This is a genomic window from Streptomyces sp. NPDC048604 (assembly GCF_043199435.1).
Taxonomy (GTDB): Bacteria; Actinomycetota; Actinomycetes; order Streptomycetales; family Streptomycetaceae; genus Streptomyces.
Genome location: NZ_JBICVX010000004.1, coordinates 456222 through 468994 on the forward strand (window position 1 = coordinate 456222; position 12773 = coordinate 468994).

The 12773-nt window shown below is 72.2% G+C and carries 13 protein-coding genes; 11 read left to right on the forward strand and 2 right to left on the reverse strand.

The window, feature by feature from the left end:
- Positions 1–30: 30 nt before the first annotated feature.
- Positions 31–1206: a threonine aldolase family protein gene (locus ACGFMM_RS11500; protein WP_393645441.1), complete on the reverse strand. Its 1176-nt coding sequence runs from the start codon at positions 1204–1206 to the stop codon at positions 31–33.
- 125 nt (positions 1207–1331) lie between these two features.
- On the opposite strand from ACGFMM_RS11500, the gene ACGFMM_RS11505 reads away from it, so the two are divergent.
- From ACGFMM_RS11505 to ACGFMM_RS11550, 10 genes are all read left to right on the forward strand, one after another.
- Positions 1332–2261, forward strand: coding sequence for a Rossmann-like and DUF2520 domain-containing protein (locus ACGFMM_RS11505; RefSeq protein WP_393645442.1), 930 nt, complete (start codon positions 1332–1334; stop codon positions 2259–2261).
- A complete protein-coding gene (gene panC, locus ACGFMM_RS11510) occupies positions 2258–3253 on the forward strand; it encodes a pantoate--beta-alanine ligase (RefSeq protein ID WP_393645444.1) in 996 nt (331 codons plus the stop codon). The genes ACGFMM_RS11505 and panC overlap by 4 nt, the downstream gene beginning before the upstream one ends.
- Before the next feature lie 26 nt (positions 3254–3279).
- Entirely contained in the window at positions 3280–4980 is a 1701-nt protein-coding gene (locus ACGFMM_RS11515) for an L-aspartate oxidase (protein WP_393645528.1), read from the forward strand.
- Complete coding sequence (gene nadC, locus ACGFMM_RS11520) at positions 4977–5996, forward strand: carboxylating nicotinate-nucleotide diphosphorylase (RefSeq protein ID WP_393645446.1); 1020 nt, start codon at positions 4977–4979, stop codon at positions 5994–5996. Before ACGFMM_RS11515 ends, nadC begins: the two co-directional genes overlap by 4 nt.
- Entirely contained in the window at positions 5996–6799 is an 804-nt protein-coding gene (locus tag ACGFMM_RS11525) for a type III pantothenate kinase (RefSeq protein WP_393645447.1), read from the forward strand. Before nadC ends, ACGFMM_RS11525 begins: the two co-directional genes overlap by 1 nt.
- 135 nt (positions 6800–6934) lie before the next feature.
- The gene (locus ACGFMM_RS11530) at positions 6935–7492 is read left to right on the forward strand and encodes a hypothetical protein (protein ID WP_393645530.1); all 558 of its coding nucleotides are present in this window, start codon (positions 6935–6937) and stop codon (positions 7490–7492) included.
- 14 nt (positions 7493–7506) lie between these two features.
- On the forward strand, positions 7507–7689 hold the full coding sequence (locus tag ACGFMM_RS11535) for a hypothetical protein (protein ID WP_393645448.1): 183 nt from the start codon (positions 7507–7509) through the stop codon (positions 7687–7689).
- Between the two features lie 109 nt (positions 7690–7798).
- Positions 7799–8233: a BlaI/MecI/CopY family transcriptional regulator gene (locus tag ACGFMM_RS11540; protein ID WP_393645450.1), complete on the forward strand. Its 435-nt coding sequence runs from the start codon at positions 7799–7801 to the stop codon at positions 8231–8233.
- A gap of 9 nt (positions 8234–8242) precedes the next feature.
- The gene (locus ACGFMM_RS11545) at positions 8243–8785 is read left to right on the forward strand and encodes an amino-acid N-acetyltransferase (RefSeq protein ID WP_393645452.1); all 543 of its coding nucleotides are present in this window, start codon (positions 8243–8245) and stop codon (positions 8783–8785) included.
- 144 nt (positions 8786–8929) lie between these two features.
- Positions 8930–9265, forward strand: coding sequence for an Lsr2 family protein (locus ACGFMM_RS11550; RefSeq protein WP_393645454.1), 336 nt, complete (start codon positions 8930–8932; stop codon positions 9263–9265).
- On the opposite strand, the gene ACGFMM_RS11555 is transcribed toward ACGFMM_RS11550, so the two are convergent.
- The gene (locus tag ACGFMM_RS11555) at positions 9244–9795 is read right to left on the reverse strand and encodes an SCO3374 family protein (RefSeq protein ID WP_393645456.1); all 552 of its coding nucleotides are present in this window, start codon (positions 9793–9795) and stop codon (positions 9244–9246) included. The two genes, ACGFMM_RS11550 and ACGFMM_RS11555, sit on opposite strands and share 22 nt — an antisense overlap.
- A gap of 442 nt (positions 9796–10237) precedes the next feature.
- Between ACGFMM_RS11555 and ACGFMM_RS11560 the strand changes: the two genes are divergently transcribed.
- A complete protein-coding gene (locus ACGFMM_RS11560) occupies positions 10238–12766 on the forward strand; it encodes an ATP-dependent Clp protease ATP-binding subunit (RefSeq protein ID WP_393645457.1) in 2529 nt (842 codons plus the stop codon).
- The last annotated feature ends 7 nt before the right edge of the window (positions 12767–12773 follow it).

Genomic DNA, 12773 nt, shown 5'->3' on the forward strand with positions numbered 1-12773 from the left:
GATCGGTCCGGCGGCCGCGGTCCGCCCCGGTCAGTCCAGTACCTCCAGGAACCCCCGAGCCGCCTCCCGGACGTCCTCGGCATTCCACTCCAGGCCCGGGGCCGAGACCGTCACCTCCGTCGCCGCGACGCCCGGGGGGCCGCCGGCCGGGGCCCGGAACCAGCGGCGGAACAGAACGGTGCCCGTCTCCTCGGTGAGCCGGAGCGAGGCGGCCGTCAGGTCCTCCGGGTCGTACGGGAGCCAGACCTGGAACTGGTGGGTGTGCGGGGTTTCGGGGTGGACGCGGAACCAAGGGACCCCCGCCTCCGCGAACGCCTCCCGCAGCGCCGCTGCCACCATGCGCGCATGCGCGACGTACGACGGCAGGCGCGGCAGCTCCTCCTTCAGGCCGCGCAGCGCCGACAGGGCGGCCGGGTACTGCTGGAAGAGCAGCCCGCCGTACCGGTGGAGCCACACCCGTGCCTCCGCCATCACGTCCTCGGGCCCCGCCAGCGCGGCCCCCGACATCCCGCCGAGCGACTTGTAGAACGACACGTACACGCTGTCCGCGAGCCCCGCGATCTCCCGCAGGTCCCGGCCGTCGAAGTGCGGGCCGCACTCCCACAGCCGCGCCCCGTCGAAGTGGACCACCGCGTCCCGCTCCCGGGCCGCGTCGACCGTGTCGACCAGCTCGTCCCACGTCGGCAGCACGAAGCCGGCGTCCCGCAGCGGCAGCTCCAGCATCAGCGTGCCGAACGGCTCCGGGCAGTCGCGGACCTCCTCGGCCGTCGGCAGCCGGGGCTCGGTCGTCGGATGGACCGTGCGCAGGCCGCTCACCGCGCCCAGCGCCCCGTCCTCGTGGACCTCCGGATGGGCGAGCGGATGCAGCGCGACGACGTCGCTGCCGGTCCGCCCCGCCCAGCAGCGCAGCGCCACCTGCTGGGCCATCGTCCCGGTCGGGAAGTACACGGCCGCCGGGAAGCCCAGCAGCTCCGCCACCCGCTGCTCCACCTCGGCGACCGGGCCGCCGCCGTACGTGTCGATCAGCTCGTACGGGTCCATGAGCCGGTGAGCGACGTCCAGCAGCTCTCGCAGCTCGGTCAGCCGTTCGCCGACCGAGGCCTCCGCCGGGCTGCGCCACAGCGCCCGTTCGGCGTCGTGCCAGGCCGTGGCCCGCCGGCGCCGTGCTTCCTGCTCCGCGTCTTCCACGTCTTCCACATCTCCCATGAGCTGATCATCACACTGCCGCTCACGGTCTGTGGAGGGTCGCGAGACGGGGTGAAACGCTGGCGTAGCATGGCCAGAAATCGTCCGGTACCCGCCGAGGACTGGAACGGAAGGCCGCCGTCAGCGTGAACGCACCACCCGAGACCCGAGCCGAGGACCGCCCCGCCCGGCTCACCGTCGGCGTCGTCGGCGCCGGCCGCGTCGGACCCGCGCTCGCGGCGTCCCTCCAGCTCGCCGGACACCGCCCGGTCGCCGCCTCCGGCGTCTCCGACGCCTCCCGCCGGCGGGCCGCCGCGCTCCTGCCCGACGTGCCGCTGGTGCCGCCCGCCGAGGTGCTGGCCCGCGCCGAACTGGTCCTGCTGACCGTGCCCGACGACGCCCTGCCGGGCCTGGTCCAGGGCCTCGCCGAGACCGGCGCCGTACGGCCCGGGCAGCTGCTCGCGCACACCTCCGGGCGGTACGGGGTCCAGGTCCTCGACCCCGCGCGCAGGGCCGGCGCGCTGCCGCTCGCCCTGCACCCCGCCATGACGTTCACCGGCACCCCGGTCGACGTCCAGCGGCTGGCCGGCTGCTCCTTCGGGGTGACCGCGCCCGAGGAGCTGCGGCTGGCCGCCGAGGCCCTGGTGATCGAGATGGGCGGCGAGCCCGAGTGGATCGCCGAGGAGAACCGCGCGCTGTACCACGCGGCCCTCGCTCTCGGCGCGAACCACCTGGTCACCCTGGTCGCCCAGTCGATGGACCTGCTCCGCACCGCCGGCGTCGCCGCCCCCGACCGGATGCTCGGGCCCCTCCTCGGCGCCGCGCTCGACAACGCGCTGCGCTCCGGCGACGCCGCCCTGACCGGCCCGGTCGCGCGCGGCGACGCCGGCACGGTCGCCGCGCACATCACGGAGCTGCGCCGGCACGCCCCCGGCGCGGTCGCCGGCTATCTGGCCATGGCCCGCGCCACCGCCGACCGGGCCCTCGCCCACGGCCTGCTCAAGCCCGAACTGGCCGAGGACCTGCTGGGCGTCCTCGCCGAGCGCCCCACGACGTCCCAGGGAGACGACCGATGAGCCTCGTCCCGGTCCGCACGGCCGCCGAGCTGAGCACGCGGGGGGCCGCCGGTCCCCGGGCCGTCGTCATGACCATGGGCGCGCTGCACGAGGGCCACGCGAGGCTGGTCCGCGACGCCCGCGCCCACGTCGGCCCCGAGGGCCATGTCACCGTCACCGTCTTCGTCAACCCGCTCCAGTTCGGCGCGGGCGAGGACCTCGACCGCTACCCGCGGACCCTCGACGCCGATCTGAAGATCGCCGAGGAGGCCGGCGCGGACGCCGTGTTCGCCCCGTCCGTCGACGAGGTCTACCCCGGCGGGGAGCCGCAGGTGCGGATCACCGCCGGTCCCATGGGCGAGCTCTTGGAGGGCGCGTCCCGGCCCGGGCACTTCGACGGCGTGCTCACCGTCGTCGCCAAGCTGCTCCACCTCACCCGCCCGGACGTGGCGTTCTTCGGCCAGAAGGACGCCCAGCAGCTGGCCGTGATCCGCCGGATGGCCCGCGACCTGAACTTCCCGGTCGAGATCGTCGGCGTGCCGACCGTCCGCGAGCCCGACGGCCTGGCCCTGTCCAGCCGCAACCGCTACCTCTCGCCCGCCGAGCGGCGCACCGCGCTCGCCCTGTCCCGCGCCCTGTTCGCCGCCCGCGACCGGCTCGGCGCCCAGCACGCGCTGCGCGCCCGCGCCGCGTCCCTGCCCGCCTCCGAGACCCGTGCCGAGGCGCTGTCGCAGATCGGCGAGGCCCGCGCCGCCGCCGACGCGCACGCCGTCGCGCAGGCCGGCGAGGGCGGCGGCGCCGACGCCGTACGGGCCGCGGCCCGCGCCGTCCTGGACGAGGCGGCCGGCGCGCACCCGCCGCTGACCCTGGACTACCTGGCCCTCGTCGACCCGGCCGACTTCACCGAGGTGGCCGACGACCACGACGGCGAGGCGATCCTCGCCGTCGCCGCGCGTGTGGGGACGACGCGGCTGATCGACAACGTCCCCCTGAACTTCGGAGCCACCCAGTGACCGGAAGTCACCCGTCCGCGGAGCACGTGTCCGGCATACGCCTCGACGCCCCGGCCCCCGGCTGGGCCGTCGAGGCCGACGTCGTGGTCGTCGGCTCCGGCGTCGCCGGCCTGACCGCCGCGCTGCGCTGCACCGCCGCCGGTTTGCGTACGGTCGTCGTCACCAAGGCCAACCTGGACGACGGCTCCACCCGCTGGGCGCAGGGCGGCATCGCCGCCGCGCTCGGCGAGGGCGACACCCCCGAGCAGCACCTCGACGACACCCTGGTCGCCGGCGCCGGTCTCTGCGACGAGCAGGCCGTGCGCGCCCTCGTCACCGAGGGCCCGGACGCCGTCCGCCGGCTCATGGCCACCGGCGCGGACTTCGACCGGGCCGCCGACGGCACGATCGCGCTGACCCGCGAGGGCGGCCACCACCGCCGCCGGATCGCGCACGCCGGCGGCGACGCCACCGGCGCGGAGATCTCCCGGGCGCTGGTCGAGGCGATACGCGAGCGGGGCGTGCGCACCGTCGAGCACGCCCTGGTCCTGGACCTGCTCACCGACGCCGAGGGCCGGACGGCCGGCGTCACCCTGCACGTCATGGGCGAGGGGCAGCACGACGGCGTCGGCGCCGTCCACGCCCCGGCCGTGGTCCTCGCCACCGGCGGCATGGGCCAGGTCTTCTCCGCCACCACCAACCCGGCCGTCTCCACCGGCGACGGCGTCGCCCTCGCGCTGCGCGCCGGGGCCGAGCTGTCCGACCTGGAGTTCGTCCAGTTCCACCCGACCGTGCTGTTCCTCGGCGCGGACTCGCAGGGCCAGCAGCCGCTGGTCTCCGAGGCGGTGCGCGGCGAGGGCGCCCACCTGGTCGACGCGGACGGTGTCCGCTTCATGCTGGGGCAGCACGAGCTGGCCGAGCTCGCGCCCCGGGACATCGTCGCCAAGGCGATCATGCGCCGGATGCAGGAGCAGGGCGCGCTGCACATGTACCTCGACGGCCGGCACTTCGGCGCGGAGATGTGGGCGCGGCGCTTCCCGACGATCCTGGCCGCCTGCCGGGCGCACGGCATCGACCCGGTGACCGAGCCGATCCCGGTCGCCCCGGCCGCGCACTACGCCTCCGGCGGCGTCCGCACCGACCTGCGCGGCCGGACGACCGTGCCGGGCCTGTACGCCTGCGGCGAGGTGGCCTGCACGGGCGTGCACGGCGCGAACCGGCTGGCGTCGAACTCGCTCCTGGAGGGCCTGGTCTTCGCCGAGCGGATCGCCGACGACATCGCGGCGCACGCCCCGTACGGGGAGGGCGCGCCGGTCGTGGCCCCGCATTGCCCGCACGTGATGCCGGCGGTCGACCCGGCCCGGCGCGCGGAGATCCAGCGGATCATGAGCACGTACGCCGGGGTGCTGCGCTCCGCGGAGAGCCTGCGTACGGCGGCCGGCGAGCTGGAGACGCTCGGCATCGACGCGACCATGGCGTTCCTGGGGGAGAAGCCGGCCGTGCCCGGCACCGAGTCCTGGGAGACCGCCAACCTCCTCGAAGTGTCCCGGGCCCTGGTCGCCGTCGCCCTGGAGCGCGAGGAGACCCGCGGCTGCCACTGGCGCGAGGACTTCCCCGAGCGCGAGGACGAAACCTGGCAACGCCACCTGATCGTGCGGCAGACCGCCGGGGGACTGGCCGTCACCCCCACCGCCACCGCAGACTTTCCGCCCGTAACCCCCGAAGCAACCAGGGAGCCGCAGTCGTGAGCACGCCCGAAGAAGCACGTCCGGAGCCCGTCGACGTGCCCCTGATCCACATCAACGCCCAGGCGGAGGCCGCGGGCGGCTGCGGCGACGGCTGCGGCTGCGCCGACGGCGACGAGGTGTACGAGTGCGGGCTCGACCCGGCGCTCGCGCAGCTGCTGGCCGAGGCGGGCCTGGACCCGATCCAGGTGGAGGACATCGCCCACCTCGCGATCGCCGAGGACCTGGACGGCGGGGTGGACGTCACGACCGTGGCGACCGTCCCCGAGGACGCGGTGGCGACGGCGGACTTCACCGCCCGCGAGGCGGGCGTGGTGGCCGGTCTGCGGGTGGCCGAGGCCGTGCTGTCGATCGTCTGCACCGACGAGTTCGAGGTCGAGCGGCACGTCGAGGACGGCGCGCGGGTCGAGGCCGGGCAGAAGCTGCTGTCCGTCACCAGCCGCACCCGCGACCTGCTGACCGGCGAGCGCAGCGCGCTGAACATCCTGTGCCGCCTCTCCGGCATCGCCACCGCCACCCGCCGCTGGGCGGACGCGCTGGAGGGCACCAGGGCCGAGGTCCGCGACACCCGCAAGACCACGCCGGGCATGCGCGCCCTGGAGAAGTACGCGGTGCGCTGCGGCGGCGGCGTCAACCACCGCATGTCCCTGTCGGACGCGGCGCTGGTCAAGGACAACCACGTGGTCGCCGCCGGCGGCGTGGCGCAGGCGTTCAAGGCCGTGCGCGAGCAGTTCCCGGGCGTGCCCGTGGAGGTCGAGGTCGACACCCTGCACCAGGTCCGCGAGGTCCTGGACGCGGGTGTGGACCTGATCCTGCTGGACAACTTCACCCCGGCCGAGACGGAGGAGGCGGTCGCGCTGGTCGCCGGCCGGGCGATTCTGGAGTCCTCCGGCCGGCTGACGCTGGAGAACGCGAAGGCGTACGCGGCGACCGGCGTGGACTACCTGGCGGTCGGCGGCCTCACCCACTCGTCCCCGATCCTGGACATCGGCCTCGACCTGCGCGAGGCGGCTGTCTGATGCTCCTCACCATCGACGTCGGCAACACCCAGACGACCCTCGGTCTCTTCGACGGCGAGGAGATCGTGGAGCACTGGCGGATCTCCACGGACCCGCGGCGTACGGCCGACGAGCTGGCGGTCCTGCTGCACGGACTGATGGGCATGCATCCCCTGCTCGGCGTGGAGCTGGGCGAGGGCATCGAGGGCATCGCGATCTGCTCGACGGTGCCGTCGGTGCTGCACGAGCTGCGCGAGGTGACCCGGCGGTACTACGGGGACGTCCCGGCGGTCCTGGTGGAGCCGGGCGTCAAGACGGGCGTGCCGATCCTCACGGACAACCCGAAGGAGGTCGGCGCGGACCGCATCATCAACGCGGTCGGGGCGGTCGAGCTGTACGGGGGGCCGGCGATCGTCGTCGACTTCGGCACGGCGACGACGTACGACGCGATCACCGCGCGCGGCGAGTACGCGGGCGGGGCGATCGCGCCGGGCATCGAGATCTCCGTCGAGGCGCTGGGCATGAAAGGGGCCATGCTCCGCAAGATCGAGCTGGCCCGGCCGCGCAGCGTGATCGGCAAGAACACGGTCGAGGCGATGCAGTCCGGCATCGTCTTCGGCTACGCCGGCCAGGTCGACGGGGTGGTGACCCGGATGAAGCGCGAGCTGGCCGGCTCGGGCGATCCGTCGGACGTCACGGTGATCGCGACCGGTGGTCTGGCGCCGATGGTCCTCGGGGAGTCGGCCGAGATAGACGTCCACGAGCCGTGGCTCACGCTGATCGGCCTCCGCCTCGTCTACGAGCGCAACATCAGCCGCCACTGAGCGGGCGGGGGCGGGGGCGGGTCCGTCGGCGCGCGGCGATTCAGTCGGCGCGCCACGTTTCGTGGGATAAGCGAAGTTTGTCTGATTAGCGCGTATCGTCGCCGCATGCCCACGCCATACGGATCCCGCGGCGGCCTGGCCTTCGGCGCCGACGAGCTGCGCGTACTGCGCCGCGCGCTCGCCGGCGCCCTGTGCCCGGCGCCCCTCGACGACGAGGACGTGCAGGACTGTCTGCGGCTCGCGGACGCACTCGACGAGGCCGCCCGCGAGGCCGGGCGGCTGCGCGCCTTCCTGCTCGCCGACCTCGACCGCTACCGCGCCGCCCTCCCCGGCTCCGCCCCCGGCTACCTGGAGCTGCTCCAGGACGCCCTGGCCGCCGGCTACGACCCCCGCCCCGAGGACCTCGCCGCGCTGCGCTCGCTGCGCGCCCGGCCGGTCGCCGCCGCGCTCCTCGCGCGGTGCGCCGAGCTCGCCGAGCGCTCGGTGCTGTCCCGCCTCGCGAGGGTCGCCGCCCCCGCCCCCCGTACGCGGCTGCTCGCACTGCCCGGCGGGCGCGCCGCCGACGAGCCCAAGCCCCGGCCGAAGCCGGCGCCGAAGCCCGTGGAGCGCCCGGTCCCCAAGCCGTCCGAGGTGTTCCCGCCACGCCGTCGGCCCGTCCCGCCGCCCCCGCCCGAGGAACGCGTCGCCGGATAGCTAGTCTGGACGCCATGGAATACGTATCCGCGCTCCTGCCCCCCATCGTGATGGCCGTCTTCTTCACGTGTCTCGTCGTGACGATCGTGAAGAGCCAGGGCGGTCAGAACAAGGCCAAGGAGGACGCGGCCGTGGACGCCGCGCTGGCCCGCGCGGAGTCGACCCGCCAGGCCCGGGCCGAGGGCGGCGCCCGCTAGCCGCAGCCCGCACCGCGCCACCGAGGGCGTACGACCACGTTCGTGGGCGTACGCCCTTTTTGCTACGTCAATAACCGGCCATTCCGGCATCGCGGACTAAGGTGGCATTGTGCCCCGTCAATTGGGAGAGCTCGAAGACGCCGTCATGACCCGCGTCTGGCAATGGAACCGCCCGGTGACCGTCCGGGAAGTCCTGGAGGATCTCCAGCAGGAACGGTCCATCGCCTACACCACCGTCATGACGGTAATGGACAATCTCCATCAGAAGGGCTGGGTGCGCCGGGAAGTCGAGGGCCGCGCCTATCGATATACGGCGGTCTCCACGAGGGCCGCGTACTCCGCCGCGCTCATGAACGAGGCCTGGGCACAGAGCGACAACCCCGCCGCCGCGCTCGTCGCCTTCTTCGGGATGATGTCCGCCGAGCAGCGCGAAGCCCTCGACGACGCCGTCCGGATCGTCCAGCGGGACACCCCGAATCCCCCGGAAGGACTCCCCGCCCGCTCCGCGCAGGGCGGCGCGGACACCGCAGGTCCGGAGCGATAACGTCCCTCCATGTCGTCGTCCTCCTCTTCCGCCTCCGCGACCGCGGCGAAAGCCGTCACCGTACGCCGCGCCCGCACCTCCGATGTCGCCGCGGTCCGCCGCCTCCTCGACCCGTACGCGCGCCGCGGCATCCTGCTCGACAAAGCGACGGTGACGCTTTACGAGGACATCCAGGAGTTCTGGGTCGCGGAACGCGACAGCGACGGAGTGGTCGTCGGCGTCGGCGCGCTGCACGTGATGTGGGAAGACCTCGCGGAAGTGCGCACTCTGGCCGTCGACCCCGACTTCAAGGGCGCCGGCGTGGGTCACCACGTACTGGACAAGTTGCTCCACACGGCGCGCTGGCTCGGCATCCGTCGTGTTTTCTGTCTCACCTTCGAAGTGGACTTCTTCGCGAAGCACGGCTTCGTCGAGATCGGTGAGACGCCGGTCGACGGAGATGTCTACAGCGAGCTCCTGCGTTCCTATGACGAGGGCGTCGCCGAGTTCCTCGGTCTCGAACGAGTGAAGCCGAACACCTTGGGCAACAGCCGGATGCTTCTGCACCTGTGATCGTAAGCAGTCCGCGGATCCCTATGTCCGAATCGCGCACGTTTCCCGCGCTGCCGGGCTTCTGAACCTCTGCCAGGGGTTTGTGTTTTTCCGGGAAAAGCGGTTTCCTTTCCGCGTACTGCATTTTCGATGAAAGGAAATCCGGTGGCACAGAAGGTTCAGGTCCTTCTTGTCGACGACCTCGACGGCGGCGAGGCGGACGAGACCGTGACGTTCGCGCTGGACGGCAAGTCCTACGAGATCGACCTCACCACCGCCAATGCGGACAAGCTCCGCGGCCTGCTCGAGCCGTACACGAAGAGCGGGCGGCGTACGGGCGGCCGTGCCGCTTCCGGACGCGGAAAGGGCCGCGTCGCCGCGGCCGGCAGCAAGGACACGGCGGAGATTCGCGCGTGGGCCAAGGCCAACGGTTATGAGGTCAACGACCGCGGCCGCGTCCCGGCCACGGTGCGCGAGGCCTACGAGAAGGCCAACGGCTGACGACTGCGCGTCAGCCGGAGCCGGTGGCACTCCGTGGCCGCCGCCTCCACCAGTCGTACGAGGCCGGGGGCGTCCCCGCGGCCTCCGAGCGCCGGCAGTGCCGGCAGCGACGACTCGACCTCGCGGCCGGGCACGGGGGGCCGCAGCCACACGGCGGCGCCCGGCCGGTCGGATCCGCACCATCCTGGGGGAACGGGAGCGGTGATCCGGCCGCCGGGGCCGAGTCCGGCGAGGTCCAGGGCGATTCCGCCCCACTCCAGCCAGTCGAGCAGCCCCGGCAGCTCCTCCGCGCTCCCCGCGGCCACGAGCAGCCGCATCCGGCGCCCCATGAGGGCCACCGGGCCGGTGCCGCCCACCCGTCGCAGCACCGCGTGTCCCGCCGCCGCGGGCAGCTCGAGCACGTCGAACCGGAGCCCGGTCGGCAGCAGCACCGGCGGCCCGGGGGCCGTGGCCCAGCCGAGCCCGTGCTCGTACCAGCGCGTGAGGCCGTCCTCGGACGGCGAGCGGGGAAGCGGAACGGTCGGCGCCATGCCCGGGGAACTCCCGCGGCTGCCGAATGGTTACGCCGCCGGTGACACCCGGTCCCCGCACGATCACGCACCGTATGCGACCCGGGATGCACCTGTGCATTCGGCTGCGCAAGGATGTTCGCCCTTAGCGGAGGGAACCCGGGTGTGCCGCATGGAGTGTCAGTGCTTACGGGTAAGACATTCCACGTGGGGAGGGACGACACGCGGGCTTCGGCGGTCTCACGTTCGCCATCGGCGTACTGATGGCACGGGTAACTGCCTGGCCTGCGGGAACATCGTCTCGCACCATCGGGTTAGGACGGTTGTCGGCGTTCGGGGTCAGGAGGCCAAGTACGGGTGTCGGCAGTTGGAATGAGCGGTCCCCGCTTGCGGGACTAAGCTGCGGAAGGACAGGGAGGGGATCGACCCCTAACTGACTGACCGCTCTGAGGAGCGATTAACGATGTTCGAGAGGTTCACCGACCGCGCGCGGCGGGTTGTCGTCCTGGCTCAGGAAGAAGCCCGGATGCTCAACCACAACTACATCGGCACCGAGCACATCCTTCTGGGCCTTATCCATGAGGGTGAGGGTGTCGCCGCTAAGGCCCTGGAGAGCCTCGGGATTTCGCTCGAGGCGGTCCGCCAGCAGGTGGAGGAGATCATCGGTCAGGGCCAGCAGGCCCCGTCCGGTCACATTCCCTTCACCCCTCGTGCCAAGAAGGTACTGGAGCTCTCGCTCCGCGAGGCGCTCCAGCTCGGCCACAACTACATCGGCACCGAGCACATCCTGCTCGGCCTGATCCGCGAGGGCGAGGGCGTCGCCGCCCAGGTCCTCGTGAAGCTGGGCGCCGATCTGAACCGGGTCCGGCAGCAGGTCATCCAGCTGCTCTCCGGTTACCAGGGCAAGGAAGCCGCCACCGCCGGCGGGCCTGCCGAGGGCACGCCCTCGACGTCCCTGGTCCTCGACCAGTTCGGCCGGAACCTCACCCAGGCGGCCCGCGAGTCCAAGCTCGACCCGGTCATCGGGCGCGAGAAGGAGATCGAGCGGGTCATGCAGGTGCTGTCCCGCCGCACCAAGAACAACCCGGTGCTCATCGGCGAGCCCGGCGTCGGCAAGACCGCCGTCGTCGAGGGCCTGGCGCAGGCCATCGTCAAGGGCGAGGTGCCCGAGACCCTCAAGGACAAGCACCTCTACACCCTGGACCTCGGCGCGCTGGTCGCCGGCTCCCGCTACCGCGGTGACTTCGAGGAGCGCCTGAAGAAGGTCCTCAAGGAGATCCGCACCCGCGGCGACATCATCCTGTTCATCGACGAGCTCCACACCCTGGTGGGTGCGGGCGCCGCCGAGGGCGCCATCGACGCCGCCAGCATCCTCAAGCCGATGCTGGCCCGTGGCGAGCTGCAGACCATCGGCGCCACCACGCTCGACGAGTACCGCAAGTACCTGGAGAAGGACGCGGCCCTCGAGCGCCGCTTCCAGCCCATCCAGGTCGCCGAGCCGTCGCTGCCGCACACGATCGAGATCCTCAAGGGTCTGCGCGACCGGTACGAGGCCCACCACCGGGTCTCCATCACCGACGAGGCCCTCGTCCAGGCCGCGACCCTGGCCGACCGGTACATCTCGGACCGCTTCCTGCCGGACAAGGCGATCGACCTGATCGACGAGGCCGGCTCCCGGATGCGCATCCGCCGGATGACCGCGCCGCCGGACCTCCGCGAGTTCGACGAGAAGATCGCCGCCGTCCGCCGGGACAAGGAGTCCGCGATCGACTCGCAGGACTTCGAGAAGGCCGCCTCCCTGCGTGACAAGGAGAAGCAGCTCCTCGCCGCCAAGACCAAGCGCGAGAAGGAGTGGAAGGCCGGCGACATGGATGTCGTCGCCGAGGTCGACGGCGAGCTGATCGCCGAGGTCCTCGCGACCGCCACCGGCATTCCGGTCTTCAAGCTGACCGAGGAGGAGTCGAGCCGCCTGCTCCGCATGGAGGAGGAGCTCCACAAGCGCGTCATCGGGCAGAACGACGCGGTCATCGGTCTCTCCCGTGCGATCCGCCGTACCCGTGCCGGTCTGAAGGACCCGAAGCGCCCCGGTGGCTCGTTCATCTTCGCCGGCCCGTCCGGCGTCGGTAAGACCGAGCTGTCCAAGGCGCTCGCCGAATTCCTCTTCGGCGACGAGGACGCGATGATCTCCCTCGACATGTCGGAGTTCAGCGAGAAGCACACCGTCTCGCGGCTCTTCGGCTCCCCGCCGGGATACGTCGGCTACGAAGAGGGCGGCCAGCTCACCGAGAAGGTGCGCCGCAAGCCGTTCTCCGTGGTCCTCTTCGACGAGGTCGAGAAGGCCCACCCCGATATCTTCAATTCCCTTCTCCAGATCCTTGAGGACGGTCGCCTGACCGACTCCCAGGGCCGGGTCGTGGACTTCAAGAACACGGTCATCATCATGACGACCAACCTCGGGACCAGGGACATCTCGAAGGGCTTCAACCTGGGCTTCGCGGCACAGGGCGACACGAAGTCCAACTACGAGCGGATGAAGGCGAAGGTCAGCGACGAGCTGAAGCAGCACTTCCGCCCGGAGTTCCTCAACCGTGTGGACGACATCATCGTCTTCCCGCAGCTGACCCAGGACGACATCCTCAAGATCGTCGACCTGATGATCGGCCGTGTGGACGAGCGCCTGAAGGACCGGGACATGGGCATCGAGCTCTCCCAGTCCGCCAAGGAGCTCCTCGCGAAGAAGGGCTACGACCCGGTCATGGGCGCCCGGCCGCTGCGCCGGACGATCCAGCGCGAGGTCGAGGACACGCTCTCCGAGAAGATCCTCTTCGGCGAGCTGCGTCCCGGTCACATCGTGGTCGTGGACACCGAGGGCGAGGGCGAGCAGAAGACGTTCACCTTCCGAGGCGAGGAGAAGTCGGCGCTGCCCGACGTCCCGCCGATCGAGCAGGCGACGGGCGGCTCTGCCGGCCCGAACCTCTCGAAGGAGGCGTGAGGCGTTC